Here is a 22,503-nt window from a genome sequence, read left to right as displayed (position 1 = left end):
TCCGTGACGCGGAACTGTGCATATTCCCGAGATCGTCATAGTTGCGCCCCTTGCCAAGGCAGCGAACGTGTGCGCCGCAACCCAATTGCACCGAATCACGATCGAGCCCTGTCAATTCGGAGAGTCTCAACCCCGTCTGAATCGCGAGCAATAGCAGAGCATAGTCCCGACGTCCAAGCCACGTTGTTCTATCAGGAGCAACAAGAAGCGCTTCGATCTCGGTGCGTGTCAGAAACTGAACGAGTTGCTTATCGTATCGCTTGGTAGGTATCGCGAGCACGCGCTGGATGTGGGCGGCGTATGCAGGCTCCTCGAATGCGGTGAAGCGGAAGAAGGACCGAATCGCGGTTAGACGAAGGTTGCGTGTCCGTACGCTGACTGATCGCTGCGTCTCCAGATCCTCGAGAAACGCGGCAATCAGCGGCGCGTCAAGATCGCACAGGTCGAGACTGGATGGGGGCTTACGCAGGCAGACTTGTGCGAACTTGAACAATAGACGAAACGTGTCTCGATACGATGCGATAGTGTGTGGGCTGACGTGGCGTTGCCGCATCAATCGCTCTGTGAAGAAGCGTTCGATCAACGCAGGCAAGATGTGGGTTGGTCTCATGATGGGGCTCCCCAGCGCACGTCGAGCCTTCGCGCGGCGAGCCCCATCAATTCGGGACACGCCGACAGATACCAGTACGTGTCGCGCACACAGGTGTGCCCCAGATACGTGGACAGCACGGGTAACCATGATTCGACGCTTTGACCCGATCGATACCAGGTGAGCAGCGTCTGAACTGCGAAGCGATGCCGGAAGTCATGCAGACGAGGACCGGAATGGGCATCGGGGCTTCGAAGCCCCGTTCGCCGTGAAAGCTTCAAAAATACCGGATGAACGTATTGGTGCAACAGTTTGCCACCTTGCTCAGCGATGAAAAAGTATGGACTGTGCGGCGGCCAGATGTGCGCGTCTCGTCGTTGCGCATAGTGCGCCAATACGGCTCTGGTTGTGTGGTGGACCGGGACAAGGCGTGACTTACCGAACTTGGTGTCGCGGATCGCGATAACGCCGTCTTCCAGATCAACGTCTTCTCGTCGCAGGTTAAGTACTTCACCGATCCTCAGTCCAGTCACGGCCAGCAGTCCGAACAGACAGTGATACGTCCACCGACGCAAGCCATCTGCCGGAGGAAGTTCTAACGCAGCCGTCAACAACTTCTGTATCTCTACGTCGGTGTAGAGATAGGGTCTCGGGCGTGAGGGACCAACAAGAATGCCCAACGGTGGCACTTCCGTCCTGATTTCCGCAATGCGCCGATAGCGTGCAAATCCGCGCACATCCGTTAAACGTAACGCCCAGGACGCGCGCCCGTCTATAGGCAGCATTGCCCACTCAAGAGCGAGCTTGTGCGTGATAATGGTAGCGGCGCGGCCATCCATAAAACGGACAAAGCTCGTTAGCCGCCTCTCCTGGTTCTCAAACTTGAACCCAAAACTACGACGCATGAGCACGTACTGCCGAAGCGCTTGCGAGAGAGTGTTCATCGCACACCTCCCGGCCATGGCAGGCCAAGCGTGCGCAGCGAGGCGATATCGACCTTCGCATAGATTCGGGTCGTGTCATGATCCTGATGACGGAGAACTTGACCGATCTGTGTCAATGACGCACCGGCTCGGAGCAACTGAGTCGCGAGGCTATGCCGGAAGAGATGTGCGCCCTTGTGCGAAACATTATCGATTCCCGCGCGTGTGAGCGCCATCGTGGCGATCATGGAAACCGCCGCCGACGATGCAAACCCTATGTGCGGAGCCAGGTGCCGGAGAAACACGCGTCGGCTCCCGGATTGCGGCCGCCCGTGCTTTAGGTAGTCCACCATTGCGGCGCCAACCTCCGCCGGCAACGGTAGCTCAGCTCGTCGCCTTCCCTTGCCGTGAACGGCGAGTTGGCCAATACGCCAGTCAATATCATCGAGCGTCAGCAACGCAATCTCATTTGCTCGCAGTCCAAGGCGAGCAAGCAACAACAAGATCGCGTAGTCTCTGCGTCCGACGGGAGTATGCCGGTCACAGCCGTTGAGCACGGTTTGAACCTGGTCGGGCAGCAGATAGGTAGGAAGCGATGTGAGCTGCCACGCTCTCACACCTGGTACGCAGCTCGCAAGATCGGCGGCAATGTAACCTCGGTATTGCAGAAATCGCATGAACGCGCGAATGGCCGAGCACATATGTTTCGCGGATTGCGGACTGTGGTCTCTTGCATGACGTTCGATGAATGTCATGACGTCCGAACCAGTCAGGCTGGTGATTTGCGGATAGCCAGACAGGCAATGCTCCCGCAGAAACTGCCGAGCGAAAGGGACATGGCGAACGGCAGACACGCGCGCCAATCCGCGCTCCTGGATCAGATATCGGTCAAAATCCTGCACAACCTGTTCGAGCTCGTCCAGTGCGAAAGGTGGCTTGGCAGGAATTGCATCGATCTCTCGAAGCAGACCGAGCAGTCTGATCAATGCAGGACGATCACTGAGAAATGGACATCGATATCGGCGACGGAACTCCTGATACTCTTCTATCGATTGCTCGTTGATGTCGTCAAGCTCAAGCCGTTTGCGTGCGAGCCAGTGACTGAAGTCGCAAGCCACGCGAAGATTGCGCCATGCTCCTTGTCGACAATGTCCCTCTCGCAGCAGCCGCGCTGCGAACAGATCGATATGAACTCCCAACGGCCCTTCGTGAAGCCGTTTAAGCATCTTGGGACTGTCGTAATACGCTTCGATGGTCATGTCTACTCCTTCCCGCCAAAATGACAGGAGAGAGCCTCAGACTATGCCGAATGCGCAAACCGCATCGCATGACCAGGAGTGAATGATACGAACTGCTTCGGCATAGCGCGGGATTCGGCATGATCTGCCCTATGCCGGATGCGGCATAGGGCAGAGCCGATCAGGCTGTAAATTGCGGCAGCACGTTCGCCTCCAGAGTCCGCACCGGCGAACAGGTAATTCACTCCTTTATGCCGACATTGGCATAACCGACGAAACTATCTGTTCGCTGGAGCAGACTCCGGCGGTGAGCGAGCGGCCGCAATCTACGGTCTCATCGGTACCGCAAAACTAAACAATCTCGATCCAGAGTTCTACCTTCGGCATGTACTTACCCGGATTGCCGACCATCCTGTCAATCGCGTTGACGAATTACTCCCGTGGAAAATTCCTTCGGTTCCGGCGGTGATCAGCTGATTCGTAAGAGTTTGAAATGCACTTCCGCGTACGCGGAGTTACAACTCCAAACTTGCTTTCCATCGCGGTCAAACATTGCAAGTCCCTTCTCCACGGTGCATTGCGCCTGAGGCCAAACAGCACCATGTCCGTTCATCGCGGCGGACAATGCGTTCCGCTCCTTGCAGGTGGCCAGATATTTACCGTTCCGTAGTGCCATCACCGACATCAGAAATGTTGAGAACAGGGCTATCTTAACCCGTCAAGACGTCAGTCAAGCATCGCTTACAATCGATACCCGGCGCGGCAAAAAGATGCGACCGCACCAGTGGCCGGCGCGTGGTGAACCGCGTTAGACCGCGCTTTCCCGCTCCATGCGTTGGTCATCGGCGCCGCTGTAACGCGTCTGCTGTGCTTTCAGATAGCGCGTGAGCTCGGCGTTGGTCACGAAGCTCGCGGCGGAGGAGGCCGCGAGAATGTCTCTGGCCTCTTGCGGTTTCGCAATCGCGAAACCCTGCACGTAGTCGACGCCTAGTTCATTCAGCGCGCGCAAGGTCTCGAGGTCTTCAACCCATTCGGCAATGCTACGCATGCCGAGATTACGTGCGAGGGTAATGATTGCCTCGACGATCGCGATATCGGCCGGATGGTTACACATCGTGCGTACAAACTCGCCGTCGATTTTTAGCGCGTCGGCCGACAGCGTCTTCAGGTAGCGTAACGATGTCTGACCCGCGCCGAAATCGTCGATCGCGATCTTTGCGCCCATGTTGTGCACGCGCGCGATGAAGCGCTCTGTGTGCTCGAGATCGTGCAGCGCGACGCTTTCGGTGATTTCAATGCACAGGTAATGGACGACGTCCTCGTGGCGCGAGAACAGCGCGAATAGCTCGTCGAGGAAGTGTTCGTCGTTGAGCGAGCCGCCGCTCAGGTTCACGCACACAAAACAGGTGGTGGAGAGCGACGCGCGGTTCTCGCTGAGCCATGCGAGCGTCGTCGAGAGCACCCAGCGGTCGATCGCGACGATGGTGCCGGAGTCCTCGGCCGCGGCGATAAGCTTCGCGGCAGTGGTCACCGAGCCGTCCGACATGCGCAGACGCAGCAGCACCTCGAAATCGAGCGTTTCTGCCGGTGCGCGCATCGACATGATCGGTTGCATCACGAGGAACAACCCTTCGGGCAGCCGGCTCTGTCCCAGCGCCTCGATCAGACTGATCTCGGCGGCGCGCTCCTCGAACGCCGGCGCGCCCTTGCGCAGTGCGACGAGCCGCGCATTGCCGCCGCGTTTGGCGGCGCGACACGCGCGGTCGGCGTAGGCGAGGGCGTCCAGCACCCGTTCACTTTGCGAGCACTCGACTACGCCGATCGACCCCCTGACCTGGAACGCTCGTGTATCGACGTGAAATGGCGCGGAGTTCAACGCCAGGACGAGTTCACGGCAGCACGCGATTGCATCGTCGATCGCCGTGTTCGCGAGCATGAAGACGAATTCGTCGCCGCCGATGCGCCCGATCGGCACGCCGGAACCGAGCCGCTCGACGAGGCGCGTAGCGACATGCCGCAGTATTTCGTCGCCGGTCCCGTGGCCGAACAGGTCGTTTAACAGCTTGAACCGGTCGAGATCGAGATACGCGAGTGCCCACGGGCCGCTTTCGCCGCTTTGCCGGCCGATTGCATGCTCGATGCCGCGACGGTTCAGGAGACCGGTGAGCGGGTCGTGCTCGGCTAAAAAGTGCAGCCGCTCCACCGCTTTCGAGCGATCCGTCACGTCCTCGAGCGAGCCTTCGATGAAGCCGTTCGCGCGAATCGCCCGCAGCGAGTAGCGCCGCGCGTCTGTCTTCGTGCCGGCTGTGCCCTCGATTTCGATCGAGGCCGAGTCGTCGCGCTCCAGGAGTTCACAAAGAGCGCGCTCGGCGCCCGAGGCGAAATAGTCGGCCCAGCGATGCGTGCCGTGGTGCTGGTGAGGCAGGCCGAGCATCGAATGCAGGGCAGGATTGGCGCGGACGAAGGAGATTTCCCCGTTCAGTGTGAAAAGGCCGATTGGCGTGACGTCATACGTGTTGCGCAGTTCGATCTGCATTTGCCGGCGGCGCTCGCGCTCCTCACGCATACGTTCCGCGATAGCGAACGCACAAAGCATGCTCGACGACAGCGCCGTCACTACGGGGCTGAGCGCGCCCGCCAGCGCTTTCACACCGAACGCGGCGGCGAGCACCTGCGACAGCGTCGCGAACAGCACGATGGCCATTGACGCGACATACCAGAGCACGGTGCGCGAGCGCGCCTTGATGACCAACTGCACGAGGAAGTAGGTCAGCACCAGTATGCAGAAGCTGGCGCATGCCCACAGCACCGGAATGAAGTGCGCGTAACTCAGCGTGAAAGCGGCGGCCATCAGCAGGCAGCCGCCATACCGTACGGCGTGCAGGCTCCAGCGCAGGCCGATTTCTTTCAGCTCGCGGCGAAACAGCTCTACAAAGAGCGTCGTGGTCAGCACGTAATAGGCAGCGAACGTGAATTGCCGCAACAGCGCGATATGATCGGGCGGGATAACCCAGCCCATCCATTCGGTATCGAAGCCCATTGCGTTGGCGCTCAACCGGAGGTTGCCGACAAGCCAGGCGGCGAAAATCACGTAAGTCCATTCGCGATTGATGATTGCCGTAACAAACACGAAGATCGCGAGCGTCAGCAGGCCGCCGGTGATCAGCGCAACGCTCTGTTGGAAATCGAGGGCGGATACTTCGAGCTTGTCGCGGCTCGATGCGGAAGCGGTGATATACGCGGGTCCGGAGAACGTGCCTCGGCACAGGATCTGCGCAGGGAGGGCGTGCTCGTCGAGCCTGAGCGCAAAGCCGGCGTTGTTGACGCGCATCTCGCCGCTCGTGCGGTGGCGGTCGCTCGCGCCGAGCAGCGTAAGGACTGGGCCCGTCCGCCAGCAGGAAAGCGTCTGCGCGTGCCGCGACGGCAGGTCGATGAATGTGGCGCCTTCACCGGCCAGGGCAGGCACGGTGAGCATGAACCAGAATGGCGTTTCGGCGAGATGGGTACTGAAACGTGCAGTGGGCACGGTGTCGCGTAGGCGCGTGATGGCAATCGAGGGTGGCAGTGTCGCCGACAGATCCGCAATCACAGGAAAGCTGAGCGGGACCGTTCCCTTAGTATCGAATTGGCGCGGCGCCCAGAGCATGACTGCGACGCTGCCAAGCACAATCACAAATGGCGCCACGTATACTGAGAACCGCTGGAAAGCCCAGCCGGTCAGTCGGTCCCGAAACGCCCACTTAAGGCTTGTCATTTGCTGCCCTTCCCCAATGACTTCATTCTCGATTTCATTGCGATGCTGCGATAGTCAGCAGCGAAAGCACGACTGCGCTGACGCCACCGACCTGTTGTCCGCGCGAATGCCATCGGGCGGACATCTTGCTTTACGCTCCGCTCAGCGACCGCAGAGGGCCTGAGGCGCTGCTCGGCGGGCCGCTGCACTCAGTGCCGTGGCCGGTTTCACCCTGTTTCGATGCAACACTGACGTCGATGTCGACGTGATCGGTCTCAAAAAAGAATCCGAAGAACGGATGGTTGACCTTCGCCCAGCGCTGACGGACTAAAGCAACCGGTTTCGCCATCACCCGATGCGGCAACCCGCCAACGTGCGCCATCGGCAGGAATTCGTTTTCGCCGTATACATCGCCGAACAGCATCGCTTCGTATTCCCGATCGAGCGGGGAACGCGCCGTAATTAACATCCAGTCGACCCCGTTCTGCGCGCAATACATGAAAAATGCCTTGCACAGCGCCACCTTCACCACCCGACCGATCGCACCGCGCGCGACGCCGAGCCTCGTCGCCTCGGCGAGGCTCGCCTGGCTCAGCCAGTCCGGCAGGCGGACCGATTGTTCGACGGCAAGCGGACCGAATGCATTCGTCTGGACCCGCATGGTGCCGATCGGGCCGCCGTCCAGCCGCGATTGCGCGAGCAGCACGACTGTGCCGGGCGCGCCATCCAACGCCTCGACGCCCATGGTCTCGGCGAATTCCGGCAAGTGGCGTCGATAGGCGGCGCGGCGCATCTCGACGGCCTTGTCGAGGTCAGCCAGGTTACTTACCACCTTTATCGTAAACGGCAACCTTTCCGTTTTCTTTACGGTGCTCTGATTAAAGCGTTCCCCGAGCGACGTATAACCCGTATTTTGCGTCAAAACAACTGAATCGATGCGGTCCATTTCAACCCCCGTAGGTGAATGAGAAAAAGTTTGTCGCTTTCGAAGCGGCAGAGCCGCTCCTAACGCGACAAACTAGATTCTCATGAACGCAAACGCGCTGATATGCATAGCCGGGAAAATTCGGAGAGCCGGGATTTGATGAGAGAGGTTTGGGAATCCGAAAAAGATTTGCGCCAGCGATCCCGAGTCGCCTTTCTGACTGTGGCGGCGAGCGCAAAGGTGCGGTTGAGGGAAGATCGGATCGCTACTAGGCGGACCCTAGGCGCAACGCGAGTTTATGGCTCGGTGCACCCCGGTAACTGCAGCAGGCCCCGAACTTCCGGGTTCGGCCGATCACCCAGTAGCGAAGACGACGGAAAGAATGACCGTTGTACTTTGGAATTGGACTTTGGGATGAACCCGGGTCGGACCGCGGAAGCGGGTTGTCCCCACCTGGCGGATCAGTCTGAGATCGGAAATCAAGAATGCGGTATCGAATGACCGAAATGTACCGCACAGGTGACGTTTGTTACACGCTAAAGCAGTTGCGCATATTAGTCTGGAACAGCAGCCCCCCGGCATCATTCGCGATGCCGGTCATCCGCTGCGGCAAGTCCCGGTGCGTATCTTGGCCTGCGATAACGCTCCGACAACGCTTCGTACAATGCTGGTGCAAACAGCTTCGACACCTGGCTGGATATCAGCGCAGTCGCCATCAGCGCGATGACGAGCGCATGCCCGTTGATCATTTCAATGACAATCACGAACGCGGTGATTGGGCTCTGTGTCACGGCTGCCAGATAGCCGACCATGCCAAGGGCGATTAGCATCGGGAGCTGCATCTGGCCGAATATCAGGTGCAAAGCATTCCCGATTCCGGCACCGATTGCAAGTGATGGTGCAAACAGGCCACCCGGCGCCCCTGGCAGATATGATCCGACCATCGACGCCATCTTGAGCAGCGGATAAGCGGCGCCGAGTTGCGCTCGTCCTTCCAGCATCGCACGCGCCTCGGCGTAGCCACTGCCGAACGTATGCCCACCAGACGAAACGCCGATCACGGCAACGATCAGGCCGCACGCGGCGCCGAAGACGACCGGCTGGCGACCGCGCCAGCTCGTAACTGATGAAGGCATCCAGAGACGGGTATTCAGCAGCAACCAACAAAATAGGCCACCTGCAGCACCCGACACCACTCCAATCAGCAGGACCGCCACGGCAAGCAGGTCCGGAAAATGGCCGCCTACGTCGATCGTCCCGAAGTAGGTGTAGTTACCCTGCAGTCCCAATGAAACGACGCCCGCGAAAATAATCGCGGTGATCAGTACGCGGCTCGTGCGCTGTTCGAAGCTGCGGGTCAATTCTTCGATGGCGAATACGACACCAGCAAGTGGTGCATTGAAGGCTGCAGACAAACCCGCCGCTGCTCCCGCGAGAGCAAGTCTGCGTTCTAGCTCGGTGCCGCGAATAGCTCGGAATCGCTGTGGGTAAAAACGCCGCAGGTTGAACATGAGGGCCGCGCCCACATGGATAGTCGGGCCCTCGCGGCCAATAGTGAATCCGCCCAGTATCGAAAGAAATGACACGGCTATCTTGCCTATCAGGATTCTGATGCTGAGAAGCCGCGGAGCAAGAATGCCGTCGTCGTGGAGTGTTGCGATAACTTGCGGAATGCCGCTGCCTTCAGCTCCCGGGAAATAGCGTCGGGTTAGCCAGACACTTGCCGCGCCAATAGCTGGAGTGACCGGCAACGGAAGCCACCAGTAGCGCGTCGCGTAGCGCAAGAAAGTGTTGTATCCAATATCGATCAACTGCGCGTAAAGAACGGCGAGGAGACCAGTCACAATAGCGCCCAGCCAGAACACACCAAAGTGCAGCCATAGCCTCCGGCCGCGCTGTAATGCACGTCTGTTGATAGATTTCGGAATATGCATGCGGCCGCCACCGGAAACGCGTCAGGATAGTAGATATAGCACAGTGTGCCATATCTAAATGTAGGCCGCGCATGACAATGTGGCTGACATCGGTCTGCGCAAAAACGATACGTCGGTTATTCAGTCGTTTTGCCAAACGCCCAGCCAAAAGACTCGATCTCCGGTTTGTGCAGCGCCGCCAATTCCAGCAGGCATCGGTCCCCCTTCACCGTGAGATGGACCTGCACCTGACGTCGGTCCACCTCGCCAGGTTTGCGAAACACAAGGTCGGCGGCTTCGCACCGTGACACCAAGGCAGCTGTGCCATTCGGTGCTGCCTGCAACCGTTCGGCCAGTTCGCCCACAGTTGCCCATGATCGGCCGGGGAAACCTCTGACCTGCAGCATGAGTTGATACTGCAAAGGCGTGACCCCCGCAGCATGAGTTACTTCCTCGGAAAAACGCAGGAAGCGCCGGAGCCTGTAACGGAATTCAGACATCGCTTCCAGATCTTCCTTGCTCGGTGCTTCAGGCAAACCACCTTTGCGCGAACTCATTCGATCTCCTGGTCCTTAAACGGGTTTGAAATATCGCGAGCGTCACCGGGCGCCGCATCAACAACAGAGGCATTCAGTCGGGGCGGCGACGCAACATGATTCGCTGCTCGTTTGGGATTTTAAATGAGCAAGGCGAAGACGTAAGTGAATCAGATAGAGCCTGAAAGGCTGATGGTCACGCCATCACAGATAACGAATGCTTGAGGGTGGGTGGCTGGCTGAATTGGGTTGAACTTAGGCAATCGTCGGCGGGTACAGTGCAGGGAGGAAGATCCGTTCAGATGAAATTTTTTCAAGGGTCTGCTCCCGAATTGACATGGGGCGGTTCGCGGCAGTGCTGTGCGAATCCGCTCGCCGGCCGGAGCGTACTGCCGCGTCAAATCGATTGCAGCGGTAGTTGACAGTGGTTAACAAAGTCCACCCTGATGAAACTCCCACATTTGCCGATATAGCAAAAGAAAGAGATTAAGCCGTCGTTGCGACCGATGGCAGTCCGGGCGGAGGGGGGATGAGAAGGGACCATAACTACGATGTGAAAGCGTTTGCGGAGTGCGAACAGAATAAGTCCGGATGGAGCAGATCTAATCACACGTGCGCCGTATCCAGAAACCAGAGATTTGTTGCGATTGCCCTGGTGAGTTCGCTCGCGGGCACTGTACCGTTGGCCCATGCGCAGTTCAACGATGGCGGTGGAGCGGCAACCGCAAACGGCGCCGTCGCGATCGGGGTGGCGCCACCGGCCAGCCGACCAACGCCAGCGCGATTGACTCGGTCGCGGTCGGGTCGGGTTCGCAGCCGAACAACGCCGAAGATACGGCTATTGGCCCCAACGCGGAAGCCGGTGCCTCCAGCTCGGACATTCGCAACACGGCGGTCGGCAGTCACGCGAAGGCTACCGGCGGACAGTCCACAGCGTTAGGTACCTTCAGCGCGGCGACGGGAAACTTCGGAATCGCGGGAGGTGAGGGCCGCGTCGCCTCCGGTCTGGGCAGCAGCGCGTACGGTTCTGGCAGTAGTGCAAACGGCACGCTCAGTACCGCCATCGGCGAGGGTTCCACCGCTTCGGGAAACGCCGCATATGCCGGCGGCAATTTTGCAACCGCTGCGGGAGCTTCGTCGATTGCGGCCGGCGTGAATTCCGCAGCGAACGGTGACGGGAGCATTGCGCAAGGTAGTGGCGCAGTAGCAGGTGTAGCGGGATCGGCGTCGACAGTGACCAACGATATTGCGATCGGCACGGGCGCGAGCGCGACCGCAGGCTCATCCATCGCGATCGGTGCGAGCGCGAGCACAAACTCCGCCGGAAGCGTCGCGCTCGGGACGCGGGTAGGGGCGAGCGGCACAAACTCCGTCGCCGCAGGCAGCGGCAGCTCGGCATCGGGAGCGAACAGTTCGGCTATTGGTGCCGGCGCGCAGGCGTCCGCCACGAACTCGGTCGCGTCCGACGCGAACTCCGTGTCTATCGGATCATCAGGAAACGAGCGCAGGTTGACCAACGTGGCGCCGGGTGTCAATGGCACGGATGGTGTCAACGTCAGTCAACTGAACGCCAGTATCGGCAACGTCGTATCGCAGGCTTCCGCTTCGACGGCAACGGTCGCGGGATCGCACTCAACAGATGGGCTTCGAGATGCCCGATGTCGACGGCACAACCGAAGGCGCTCTGCGCGTGGAAATGAAAAACTCCTGGCTGACAGCTCAGCGCTCATACAACGGATCTCTGTATCTTCTGGTCGCCGGCGTATTGATGGCATTCGTCGGTATCGGAGCCTTTATCGGTACGGTGCCCGACTTCGCTACGTTCTTGAACGGCGAAACCCCTGCCTTGAAAGGACATTGGGAAGCCTATGCCATCGCGAGCATCCGGCCATTCGGGCTTCTTGTTTTCCTCGAAGCGATCGCCTGGTTTCTCCTGCGACAGTACCGGTCATCGACGGAGGATTTCAAGGCGTTCTATCGGGTCTATCTGAAGCGGTCAAACTATTTCGTTGCGCGTAAGGCGTACGCCGAAATGGAGACCACGGAAAAGTCGTTGCTGCTCGGCGCGGCGCTTCTATCTGAAGACCTCAGCGGGCGCCTCGCGGTAGGCCAGACCACCGAGGCCATCGAGGCCATGAAGGTGGATGACGCTAATCCTGTGTTTTCGATCCTCAGCGACGCGGTCGGTCGCATAAGGGGCAAAGAAAAGAGAGGTGAGACCGACAAAAAGCTCGCAGATGACTCGAAGACCAAGGACGAGAAGAAGTCGGATTGAAGTCCGCTCTCACGCACCATTTCCTTACCGATAAACGGATTGATCGCCCGCTCAAGACCGATGCGGTAGCTTGGTTCTGGCCGAGCCATTCGTACGTACCCGCGTCCGCATCCGATACCCCGCTGCGCATGCGACTGAGGAGGCGACCAGCGTCACAAGCATGAAAGCAGCTCTTTTTGTCATCGTCATCTTCATACTGCCTCGTCCTGTTTGAGCGGGCCACGATCTGAGCCCGTTTATGCTCCATGACAACAGGACGACATTCTGTGCGCTAGGACACTCGGATGCAGCTTCGCCTTATGCACATCGCCTCTCAAAGCACAACCCGCGTCGTCAATTGTGCGCTTACCAAGCAATCAAGGCTGCGATGAGAAGAGGCGGGTTTCTCTTCTCAACGACCGGGTACGTGGCGTCTGCTGAAAGGGCGCGCCGTTCCGCGGGCAGCCCCGCCGCCACGGAGTTCTGCTGAACTGTCGATTCAGGTCAGAGCGACACGATCTGTCGCAATAGTTCCAGCGCTTTCATCTCATCCAGCCGCCCAGTCCGTGCTTTCCCTGCGAGCGTCTTGATCAGCGCTTCTGCTATTGGTTCAATGCCTATCAGATCGTCCAGGCTCGTCACGGGAGCAGAACGGCGCGGCTCTGCAATGACCTCTGTGACGGAGGCTGGCGCAGGCCGCTGGTGAGAGGCGGACGGTGGGACATCGTTGTCAACAGTTTGATGGATCGCCAGATCGGAGGTAGGCGGGAGTAATGGATCCAGTTGCTCCACGACTGCCTTCGTCACGGCGGCATCGCTGGCATGATCCGCCTCGGACGGTTGGGCGTGTCGATCGCTCGCGGTTTTCGCCTTCTTACCCGCGGACTTTCTTGCCACCGCCGCTTCCGGCCTTATCGCAGCTGATAGCTCCCGTTGATCAGATGCAGGTCGACCCGACTGTGGATCAAGCAGAGCCGACACCGAATCAGGAATGTCCGTGACTGAACGCGGAATGTCCAGCCAGGCAGTTGGCAACCCGAGGCGTTCAGTGAAACGGCTGGCTTCGGCGTCGTCCATGCGCTTCTGCCCATACAGACGATTGTCCAGGTTGGAGGCGCTGATACTCATTACCGCGCTGAGTCGCAGCTTCGATCCCTTGCGGGAGGTGAGTACGTGCAGGTTGGCGCGCCGAATGTTTTGCAAAGCCGCCACGTCGTTCAACGGCAAGGATTGCTGGGCCCCCGACTTCACGGACGCTTTAGCTTTCGCTGATGCCGGTTTCGACGAAGTAACCGTGGCAGTCCTTGCCGCTGTGGGCTTGCGCTTCGCGACGGCCTGTGGCGAGCCGCCATCGGTTCTCTTTGACATTTCTGGTTCCCTGGGCAAACGGTCAGTGGGGGTAGGGCGGTGGTTCGCTGGTATTGCAGGAGCCGGCTCCGATGCCTGCTCGTCCGCCGATTCCGGCTCAGCGTTAGCGCGAATAAAGTCAAGCGGCGCCTTCAAACGACCGATGGTCTCGGATGTGAGGGCGGGGTTGGGTTGATCGAAAAACCCATCGGGTAGCCCGAGCGTCGTTTCAATGTGAAAGGCCGTCTCGGGTGTGAATCTCTGGCCGTTTATTAATTCGGCCACGCGCGTCAGGTTGGAATCGAGTCCCAGTGCAATATTCTCTGCGCCCACCGCATCGACCAGCCATTTAAACGAACGCGTTTTGAAAATGGATGCCGTCTGGGATGGATCCCGGGCAGGTGGCGTTTTTACGTATGGCTTGTTCTGTCGATGAGAAGTCGATGGTTGGCGCGATTGACGCGGGCCCTTGTCTCGAGATCCCGGATGTCGCCCATGTGGCTGATTCATAAAGTGGGGCTCTCCGCCGGTGAAATCACTATCAATGCGGGGATTATAAGCGAGGGGGTACTCACGTCGGGCTTGTCGTCAGCCAACGAGCCGTTCTGGTGACCCAAACGCTGACGGCGTTGCTCCCGTCGGTTGTGGTGCCAATACCGAAAGCGAGCGAGAAGCCGCCAGTTTGCGCGTCAACTCAACAAACTGAAAGCTTGGCTATCCAGACGACAGGCGCGGTAGTCTCTGTGAGCCGCGCGTCGGTCAGACTGAGTTGGCCTCAGCGAATGCGATGCATCAGTTCGATCCCGGAGATCGTAACGGTGGAGTCCCTGAAGCGTTTGAAGCCGAGCATGACGTCCACCCGCGATTTGACGTTGCGATGATTCCGGTCGATCCGGTTTTTCAGGTACCTGGACGATTTCAGCGTTATCTCTTCAGGCAGAAGTCCTTCTACTTTCATCTCGCGCGCCGCACGATGGGACGCTGCGTAGGCGACGGCTACGGTGCTCCCTTAAGTGGACACACATTCGCTCGGGACCAGCAGCGGCGTGAGTGGAGGCCGACGCGATTGCAGATGGCGGACGCGGCACACCGGCAAGCGGGTCTATCTGAAGGGAGGAATTCGAACGCCAGCGTTCTGAGTGGGAGACCGCCGCGTTGTGCCCCAACGGGCGTTCCACAGGGTAACCGTACACAGCGAGGTTCGCTGCTAGCCCATCTGTTCAGACGGGTCGAGACTAACGCGGACAGTCTGCTGCCCGAGATGGGTTAAGCCAACTTCAAAGATCGATACAGTTCAACGCTGCGATCGCGCAAAACCGTCGCCCCTTGTAAATCGTTCAATGGATCGAGTCCCGGGTGTTGAAGAGACTATGCGAGTCCATCCAGTCGTACGATTCGTTGCTGCGCGCCCACGCCCAGTTCCTTGCTGTCTCACGTTTCTTGCCGACCGCCTGTGCGACCTCGTCGGAGGGTGAACCTCCGTCGTACTTGTCGTTCGAGCGCTCAGCGCGGCCGATGTTTCTGGATTTCGATGAGTCGTAGTTCATTGCGGTTCCTGCTTGAGATTGTTGTCAACGCGTATCAATCTTGCTCCACCAGCTCATCGTGCATCGACGCGGCGAGAAGCTCGGCGAAGCGCTCAAGCGCCGCGACTGAGCCGTGCACTGTGCGGTACTCCTGACGTCCAATCTTCGCGTCAAGAACCACCGTCATTCCCGATTTCCGAGCCAGGTCAAGGATGTCCATCTGATGCTCCACAACGTTGAATCATGCGATTCTGTTAGCACTCTGATGCGCGTGAGCGGTTTGTCCACACAATGCATTCTAAGCACTATGCGCTGGGCATCAACGCAGCCGCGGTGAATTCACAGTTTTCAAAACGACAACAATAGAGACGGCGAGGTCCCATCCGCATTCCGAATACGATGAAATACAAATCGTCGGAAGATTGACCGCGAGGTTAATCCGCGATTGCGTCGGCCACACGGACCCGATTGCAGGCAACGCAGGTTCGATGCTGCGCCAGGTCGGCAGGCGGACGGGCTCCGGATAAAAATGGCGATCTAGCCAAACGTGAATGCATAGGCGCTGACACCTGGATCGAGAAATTCGACGGCGACTGTCCGATCCCGTATCGGCTCCGTCTGACGCACCAACTGATACAGACGCACACTATTCACGGTCCCGCTGCCGTCGGCTGCGATGTCGGCGCCATGCGATGCGCCCGGCGGCAGACCGTCGATCGTGACGCGTAACCGGACAGGCTTGCCATCTGGAGCGGGCCCCAGCACCAGATGCAGGTCGCACGCAGCGAAACCGCGGGGCTCGCGCGGCAGCAGATGGCGAATCTGATGGTCGGGCTCGACGTGTCCGATATGTTCCCCGACAAGATCACCGTGCCTGCCGACGCGCCGATCGCGTTGAAGGTAGAAGGCCTCGCGGTACCGGACTGGGTGGAAGATCTGAGCTTCGAGGTGCGTGCCGGCGAAGTGCTGGGTTTTGCAGGCCTCGTCGGCGCGGGCCGTACCGAAGCGTTCGAAGCGATCATCGGCTTGCGAAAACGCACGGCGGGCCGCATCGAAATCGCCGGCCGCCGTGCCGATCTGAAGAGCCCACGCGACGCAATGCGCCACGGCCTCACGTATTTGGGCGAAGACCGCAAAGGCAAAGGCCTGCATGTGAATCTAAGCCGGAAGCACAAAGTCACGCTAATGACGCTCGAACGTCACGCCCATCCATTGCTCGATATGAAAGAGGGGCGCGCGGCGCTGACCAAAGCCGTGAGCGAGTTCGGCATTCGCACGGGCGATCTGTCGAGCCGCGCGCGCATGCTCCCCGGAGGTCAAATTCGCCTTAGTTTCGTTGCGCGGGCGCGTCGGCGGAAAGAGGCGAGAGATCGCTGTCCTCTGGCTCAAAAGACGCCAAATCCTCGGCTATTTCACGCTCGCGATGAGCGAGGATGTCGCGAATGAGGCTGTCAGGGTCTGCGACTTCATATTTCAGCCTTTGCCACTCTTCCTTGAGGATCAGCGTGGCATGCATCGACGCCTGATCAAACTCGCGCTTGATTTGGTCAAATATGGGTCGGTTCCGACCGCTGAAGCCAGCGCAAGATGCAATGCCTTGAACGAGGCGCTGGCCATGAGGAGGTCTGGAGCAAATGCGTTACTTAGATACAATGAGTGACCGGCCAAATTTGGTTGAGTACCGTGCACCACGACGACCACTCCATAGCAGGTTTTGTTCTCGTGATCCTGGGGATGATGGTTGGGTTCTTCGCAGGAAGGCGAATACGGGAATACGGCATGATCGGCGTCGGCGGCATGATGGGTCTCGTTGCCTATCTGATCCTTGACGCGTGGGGCTGGCTTGTGCTGATTGGGGTGTGGGTCGCCCTGATCGCGGCACAATGGGCGATGGATGTTATCGAAGGACGTCGACAAGAACGGCTTCGCCGTCAATGCGGCAGTAAGCCAGATGACGTGTCCCAGCGCTGTCAGGCAACCGTTCCGGCCGTGCAGCCGCAAACCGCGAGCGGAAGCATGGTGGAAGTGGAAGTGCCGGACATCGCCCTCAAGGGCATGTCAGTCGTCGAAGTCCTGGTGAAGGAAGGTGATACGGTCGAAGGGGTAATCGTCCTTACCCTCTCAATTTCTGGCGGTGGGCGCGTGCAGAGCCGCTTGTAGCAAGGCTTTGCGGCGCCAGGGCTTTCGCGGAAACAGAGGATGCACAAATCGTTGATTGATAAGGGTTTTCAGGATCAAACCGCCAGAAATTGCACGAAAAGGACGATTACCCCAACACGGCCGGCTCGTCGCCGGCCACCGATACATGCATGTGCTCACTGCCCACGTCGACAAACGCCGCGCGTGGATCCAGCATAGTCAGGGCCTTCATGGCACACCTCCAGATCAGGTTGCACCTGTCACGCAGCGGCGCCGGCCCGGTCGCGTCATAGAGAATACAAATCTCTCCAACGGGAAGCGAAGCTCACCAGAATGTGCGGCTGATCGCGGCCAGAACCAGTCTTCTTTGCAGGCAATTGAGCTTGACGCTCGACGCACCAAAGGGGAAGTCAGCCACGCTGCCGGCGGCCACCACGTGAATCACTACAGTACCCGGTTCAAGGTCGGTGTGTGGTTCTGCTCGGAACTCAAGACTTCTTTCGCTCGCGGCAAGATTGCTTGTATTCCGGCGTTGTCGCGATGCACCTGGACTCGTCGCGGGCAGCTTCGTGAATGCTACGGGTGATTTTGCGCATGGGCGTATTCGGGCAGCAGCGATCCTTCATCGAACAACCGGCACAGTCGAACTGGCTTGCCCGACAGATGATCGTGTCTGCCTTCGTAATGCGCGTGCGTGATTTTTGAACTGGCGCCGATCACTGCGTAACGCGCGTCCCGCAGGACAACGATATTCGTTGGCCAACTCGTCCCAATAGAACTCGCTACTGGAGAATGTGTTGTCCTTGCGTGTGGTTTTGTCCCAGACCGGAACATGGGGGGCAATCTCCTTCTGCGTGACCATCCAGTCAAGCAACGCTGCAGAGCCATACGCAGTGTCGCCGACGAGCCGTTGAGGCTTCAGATCATACTGCCGCTCCACCCGGTCGATCATCGTCCTTGTCGAGTGCACTTCGTGTGATCGGTTCGCGGGCGTCGCTTCGACGTCTATGATGATCCCCGCATGCAAATCGATCAGATAATTGGTCGAGTAGGCAAAGAACGATGGCCCTGATGGCTCTACCGCGTCTGGGCTCACCGGATTGGTTTCCTCCAGCCCACGGAGATATTCCCGTACGGCGCGACTTTGTCCAGCGACATGCCCCCAGTCAACAGGCTGAGTTCCCGGCACTGCGCTGAAGCGACTCGCATCGGATTTGATGATACTTGCGTCAATGGCAAATCCTTCGCCCTTCACGAGCCCCTCGGTCATGCATCGGCTCAGGACCGACTCGAACACGTGACGCAGCACATCACTGTCACGGAAACGCCCGTGACGATTCTTGGAGAACGCCGAATGTTCGGGTACGTCGTCCTCCAGACCCAGGCGGCAGAACCATCGATAGGCGAGGTTCAGATGCACATCTTCGCATAGCCTGCGCTCGGAGCGGATGCCGAAGCAGTAGCCCACAATCAGCATGCGGATCATGAGTTCTGGATCAATCGATGGTCGGCCCATCGGGCTGTAGAACGGCGCGAGACGCTGTCGAAGATCACCCAGAACGAGAACCTGATCGATGCCGCGCAGCAGATACGTACGAGGCACATGACTATCGAGGTTGAATGGGTAGAAGAGCATGTCCTGCCCGGCACCCAGACCCATCATGACGATGTACTCCCGTCGATCGATGTGTTCCAGGATACCTGTGAATTCGCGGGTCAGGCGACTTTTTCAATCCTTTTCTAGGAGACATTCGAGGGACCCAAGGTCGTCGTCGCGACAAATGCATCGCCAGTACCTCTATGTGACGCCCCACGGTCATGCCGGGCCTCGCGCCCGGTGCGTCTGTACGGTTTACGTGACGAATACTGCGACCCGTCGCTGGAAGTTCCGCTTCATCGCCGCAATCGGTTGAACGATCAATTGGCACCGCGACGGACTAGAATGTTGATTCAGCGAGGTAACTCGGCGCAACGTGCGCGATCGAGCGGAGCGTTTTCTGTCGCTTCATTCGAGCCGGCGAGTATCCAGCTGCACCCTCAACGCGATGGAAAAGCCCGTCATCATCGCCGTCGACGACGACCCAGCCGTGGTCGGGGCGGTCGCGCGCGACCTGCGGCTCGCATACGGCGAGCGCTACCAGATCGTACGCGCCGACTCCGGACAGGCAGCGCTCGCAGCGGCCCAGGAACTGCGCGTGCAGGACCACCCGGTGGCGCTGTTCCTCGCGGACCAGCGCATGCCGCAGATGAGCGGCATCGAATTCCTTGAGCAGGCGATGGCATTGTTCCCGCAGGCCAAGCGCGTGCTTCTGACCGCCTACGCTGACACCGACGCGGCGATCCGGGCGATCAACACCGTGCATCTCGATCATTACCTGCTCAAACCATGGCACCCGCCGGAGCAGAACTTCTACCCGGTGCTCGACGATCTGCTGAACGACTGGCAGGCTTCGTTCCACCCGGCGTTTCAGGGCGTGCGGGTGATCGATCACCGCTGGTCGCCGCAGGGGCACCAGTTGCGCGATTTCATGGCGCGCAACCATATCCCTTATCGCTGGCTCGATGTCGAACGCAACGACGAGGCCGACGCGCTGCTCGACGCTCTGAGCCCGTCGCTGCGGCAGCTCCCCGTGCTGATCTTCGAGGACGGAACCGTGCTGAGCCGGCCCAGCAGCGCGCAGCTCGCCGAGCAGGTCGGCATCAGCACGCACTCGACGACGCCGTTCTACGACCTCGTGATCGTCGGCGGCGGCCCGGCGGGACTCGCGGCGGCGGTCTACGGCGCATCGGAAGGATTGCGCGTTGCGATCGTCGAACGCGAAGCGCCCGGCGGCCAGGCCGGCACCAGTTCGCACATCGACAACTACCTCGGATTCCCCGCAGGGGTCAGCGGCGCGGAGCTGTCGCGGCGCGCGTTGACGCAGGCGAAGCGCTTCGGTGCCGAGATGATCCTCACGCGGGAGGTTGTCGGGCTGCGCGTCGAGGCACCGTACAAATTCGTCAAGCTGTCTGACGGTGCCGAATTGAGCTGCCTCGCGCTCGTGGTCGCGAGCGGCGTCTCATACCGCAAGCTCGAGGCCACCGGAATCGAGGAATTGACCGGCGCCGGCGTGTACTACGGCGCAGTGATGGCCGAGGCGCTCGCCTGCGCGAACCAGGACCTGTATGTGGTCGGCGCGGGCAACTCGGCCGGACAGGGCGTGATGGTCCTCAGCAAGTACGCGCGCACGGTGACGCTGCTGTGCCGGGGGCCGGAACTGAGCTCGAGCATGTCGCGCTACCTTCTCGAGCAGATCAGCGAGATGCCGAACATCCGGGTACGTCCGTGCACGGTCGTCGAGGGCGTCGCGGGACAAGGCCACCTCGCAGAAATTACACTGCGCGACCTCAACACCGACCGCACCGAGGTCGTTCCGGCAAGCGGCCTGTTCGTCTTTACCGGCGCGGTGCCTTGCACGGACTGGCTGGATGGCGTTGTCGAACGCGATGAGCACGGCTTTCTCGTGACCGGCCGCACGCTGCGGAAGGACGGCAGGCGGCCGGCCCCGGCTGCCTGGCAGCTCGAGCGCGAACCGTTCCTGCTCGAGACCAGCGTCCCGGGCATCTTCGCCGCCGGCGACGTGCGCGCGGATTCGATCAAGCGCGTTGCGGCGGCCGTCGGAGAGGGCTCGATCAGCGTGCACTTCATCCACCAGTACCTGGCCAACCTATGAGCAAAATATGAGCGATCTGCGGGCGCTGTTCGAGATGCCGCTCTTTGCCGCGCTCTCGCCGGAACAGCGGCAATGGCTGGCCGGCAACGTGAGCGAGCTCGAGCTCGCGAAGGGAGACGTGCTGCTGCACGAAGGGGAACAGGTGACGAGACACTATGTGCTCGTCGAGGGTGAGTTCCTGGTCTGGAAACGGGTGGGCTCACAACAGGTTTTTGACGACCGCCGGCAGGCGCCGGTGTGTATCGGCGAAGCGTCGCTGCTTTCGGGAATCCCGCTGCCGCTAACTATCACGGCAGGGTCGGACTGCCGCGTCCTTGTGTTTCCGGAGCCGGTGTTCCGCAAATTGCTGATGGACTGCGAGCCGTTCAGTAAGATGATCTTCCGTTCGATGTTCGCGCGCATCAATGCGTATGACACGTTCATTCTCGGTCGTGAAAAGCTGGCGGCGTTGGGCACGCTTGCCGCTGGCCTCGCGCACGAGCTGAACAATCCGGCGGCAGCCGTCGCGCGCGCGGCGCATCACGCCCGCGAGACGGTCGGCACGTTGGGTGACACGGTCCGTGTCGTGATCGACAGCGCGGTGCCGGCCGACGTGATGGGCGAGCTCGACGCGTGGTCGGCCCGCCGTGCGTCGGCTGCCGGGCCGGTGCCGCAGGACCCGTTGCGTCAGAACGAGGCGGAGGACCGGCTCAGCGACTGGGTGTCCGAACGCGGCGTCGCGACTCCGTGGCTGGTCGCGCCGTGTCTCGCGGCAGCCGGGATCGCAGCCGGCGATCTCGCCCCGCTTGCCGGGCGCCTGACGTCGGTGCAGTTCTCCGCGGCAATCCGCTGGCTCGCCGCGACGCTCGAGCTGGGTTCCCTCGCCGACGAAGCGTGGCGCGGCGCAGGCCGGATCTCGGAGATCGTCAAGGCGATGAAGGCGTACTCGTACATGGACCAGGCACCGCTGCAGGAAGTCGACATCCACGAAGGCATCGAGGACACGCTGATGATCATGCGCTATAAGCTCAAGCACGGCATCATGGTCACACGCGACTACGATCGAGCGCTGCCGCGGCTGTCGGTCTACGGCAGCGAACTCAATCAGGTGTGGACCAACATCATTGACAATGCCGCCGACGCGATGGACGGGCGTGGCGACCTGACGATACGCACGCACCGGGAGGGCGACAGCGTTGTCGTTGAGATCACCGACGACGGGCCGGGCATTCCGCTCGAGATCCAGCCTCGGCTGTTCGAGCCGTTCTTCACGACGAAGCCGCTCGGCAAGGGCTGCGGCCTCGGCCTCGACATCGCGTACCGGATCGTCGTCAACCGGCATAACGGGGCGATCAGCGCGGAGTCGCAGCCGGGCAAGACGACGTTTCGGGTGCGGCTGCCGCTCGTCTCGCAAGGTGCGGGCGGCGTGAGCCGGTGAGTTCTCTCACGTTGGCGAGGTGGTCGCGCAAGATCGCGCGATGGAGAAAATAAAATCGCTTTTTCAGGGTCGCATATTCCCGGCGGCGGTCATCAGCTGCGCCGTGTGCGGATACTTTTGCTTCAAGCTCGGCCTGCGTGATACGCCCTGAAACACCTCGCCGCACGCGTTGCCGCGTGACCTGGTTCAAAATACTAACCAGGCTCAGGCTGCGCATTTCACGCGGCTATCGCGATCTTCGCCGCTGGCG

General features: G+C 60.0%; 15 protein-coding genes and 5 pseudogenes. 7 read left to right on the top strand and 13 right to left on the bottom strand.

Annotated elements, in window-relative coordinates:
- The 3 genes from M0D64_RS33285 to M0D64_RS33275 form a co-directional block, all read right to left on the bottom strand.
- Positions 1 to 592: site-specific integrase (locus M0D64_RS33285; protein ID WP_266260935.1), on the bottom strand; the 592-nt coding region annotated here is incomplete at its 3' end.
- Positions 593 to 606: 14 nt separating this feature from the next.
- Positions 607 to 1,533, bottom strand: a complete 927-nt coding sequence (locus tag M0D64_RS33280) for a tyrosine-type recombinase/integrase (protein ID WP_266260934.1) — start codon at positions 1,531 to 1,533, stop codon at positions 607 to 609.
- Positions 1,530 to 2,771 (bottom strand): site-specific integrase, encoded by a 1,242-nt coding sequence (locus M0D64_RS33275; protein ID WP_201142094.1) that lies wholly within the window; start codon positions 2,769 to 2,771, stop codon positions 1,530 to 1,532. The genes M0D64_RS33280 and M0D64_RS33275 overlap by 4 nt, the downstream gene beginning before the upstream one ends.
- Positions 2,772 to 3,020: 249 nt before the next feature.
- Between M0D64_RS33275 and M0D64_RS33270 the strand changes: the two are divergent.
- Positions 3,021 to 3,227: pseudogene (locus tag M0D64_RS33270) on the top strand (transposase domain-containing protein); the annotation flags it as partial.
- A gap of 331 nt (positions 3,228 to 3,558) precedes the next feature.
- Here the strand turns inward: M0D64_RS33270 and M0D64_RS33265 are convergent.
- From M0D64_RS33265 to M0D64_RS33250, 4 genes are all read right to left on the bottom strand, one after another.
- Positions 3,559 to 6,276: a bifunctional diguanylate cyclase/phosphodiesterase gene (locus tag M0D64_RS33265; RefSeq protein ID WP_266260933.1), complete on the bottom strand. Its 2,718-nt coding sequence runs from the start codon at positions 6,274 to 6,276 to the stop codon at positions 3,559 to 3,561.
- Between the two features lie 358 nt (positions 6,277 to 6,634).
- Entirely contained in the window at positions 6,635 to 7,315 is a 681-nt protein-coding gene (locus M0D64_RS33260; protein ID WP_266260932.1) for a hypothetical protein, read from the bottom strand.
- 674 nt (positions 7,316 to 7,989) lie between these two features.
- Positions 7,990 to 9,342 (bottom strand): chloride channel protein, encoded by a 1,353-nt coding sequence (locus tag M0D64_RS33255; protein ID WP_266260931.1) that lies wholly within the window; start codon positions 9,340 to 9,342, stop codon positions 7,990 to 7,992.
- Positions 9,343 to 9,458: 116 nt separating this feature from the next.
- A complete protein-coding gene (locus M0D64_RS33250; protein WP_266260930.1) occupies positions 9,459 to 9,878 on the bottom strand; it encodes a MarR family winged helix-turn-helix transcriptional regulator in 420 nt (139 codons plus the stop codon).
- A 591-nt stretch (positions 9,879 to 10,469) separates the two neighbouring features.
- Here M0D64_RS33250 and M0D64_RS44965 point away from each other — a divergent pair.
- Positions 10,470 to 11,429, top strand: a pseudogene (locus tag M0D64_RS44965) (hypothetical protein); the annotation flags it as partial.
- A gap of 67 nt (positions 11,430 to 11,496) precedes the next feature.
- Positions 11,497 to 12,132, top strand: coding sequence for a hypothetical protein (locus M0D64_RS33240; protein ID WP_266260928.1), 636 nt, complete (start codon positions 11,497 to 11,499; stop codon positions 12,130 to 12,132).
- Positions 12,133 to 12,615: 483 nt separating this feature from the next.
- Here M0D64_RS33240 and M0D64_RS33235 read toward each other — a convergent pair whose 3' ends face one another.
- The 5 genes and pseudogenes from M0D64_RS33235 to M0D64_RS33215 all read right to left on the bottom strand — a co-directional run.
- The gene (locus M0D64_RS33235) at positions 12,616 to 13,968 is read right to left on the bottom strand and encodes a hypothetical protein (RefSeq protein WP_266260927.1); all 1,353 of its coding nucleotides are present in this window, start codon (positions 13,966 to 13,968) and stop codon (positions 12,616 to 12,618) included.
- A gap of 265 nt (positions 13,969 to 14,233) precedes the next feature.
- A complete protein-coding gene (locus tag M0D64_RS33230) occupies positions 14,234 to 14,416 on the bottom strand; it encodes a transposase (RefSeq protein WP_236002435.1) in 183 nt (60 codons plus the stop codon).
- Between the two features lie 379 nt (positions 14,417 to 14,795).
- Positions 14,796 to 15,005 carry a hypothetical protein gene (locus M0D64_RS33225; protein WP_266260926.1) on the bottom strand — a complete coding sequence of 70 codons (210 nt, stop codon included), beginning with the start codon at positions 15,003 to 15,005 and terminating at the stop codon, positions 14,796 to 14,798.
- Between the two features lie 34 nt (positions 15,006 to 15,039).
- Positions 15,040 to 15,204 carry a hypothetical protein gene (locus M0D64_RS33220; protein WP_169490123.1) on the bottom strand — a complete coding sequence of 55 codons (165 nt, stop codon included), beginning with the start codon at positions 15,202 to 15,204 and terminating at the stop codon, positions 15,040 to 15,042.
- A gap of 317 nt (positions 15,205 to 15,521) precedes the next feature.
- A pseudogene (locus M0D64_RS33215) lies at positions 15,522 to 15,773 on the bottom strand (cytochrome c biogenesis protein DipZ); the annotation flags it as partial.
- On the opposite strand from M0D64_RS33215, the pseudogene M0D64_RS33210 reads away from it, so the two are divergent.
- Positions 15,759 to 16,430, top strand: a pseudogene (locus M0D64_RS33210) (ATP-binding cassette domain-containing protein); the annotation flags it as partial. The pseudogenes M0D64_RS33215 and M0D64_RS33210 sit on opposite strands and share 15 nt — an antisense overlap.
- A 210-nt stretch (positions 16,431 to 16,640) precedes the next feature.
- Positions 16,641 to 17,144 (top strand): hypothetical protein, encoded by a 504-nt coding sequence (locus M0D64_RS33205; RefSeq protein WP_266260925.1) that lies wholly within the window; start codon positions 16,641 to 16,643, stop codon positions 17,142 to 17,144.
- Between the two features lie 473 nt (positions 17,145 to 17,617).
- Here the strand turns inward: M0D64_RS33205 and M0D64_RS33200 are convergent.
- Positions 17,618 to 18,786: pseudogene (locus M0D64_RS33200) on the bottom strand (transposase); the annotation flags it as partial.
- Positions 18,787 to 19,168: 382 nt separating this feature from the next.
- Here M0D64_RS33200 and M0D64_RS33195 point away from each other — a divergent pair.
- Positions 19,169 to 20,836, top strand: a complete 1,668-nt coding sequence (locus tag M0D64_RS33195; RefSeq protein WP_266260924.1) for an FAD-dependent oxidoreductase — start codon at positions 19,169 to 19,171, stop codon at positions 20,834 to 20,836.
- A 7-nt stretch (positions 20,837 to 20,843) separates the two neighbouring features.
- Positions 20,844 to 22,253, top strand: a complete 1,410-nt coding sequence (locus tag M0D64_RS33190) for an ATP-binding protein (RefSeq protein ID WP_266260923.1) — start codon at positions 20,844 to 20,846, stop codon at positions 22,251 to 22,253.
- The last annotated feature ends 250 nt before the right edge of the window (positions 22,254 to 22,503 follow it).

The organism is Paraburkholderia sp. WS6 (assembly GCF_030464835.1).
In the GTDB taxonomy this organism is placed as follows: domain Bacteria; phylum Pseudomonadota; class Gammaproteobacteria; order Burkholderiales; family Burkholderiaceae; genus Paraburkholderia; species Paraburkholderia madseniana.
The sequence above is the reverse complement of the archived record's forward strand: the minus strand, read 5'-3'. Positions and strand labels throughout refer to the sequence as shown.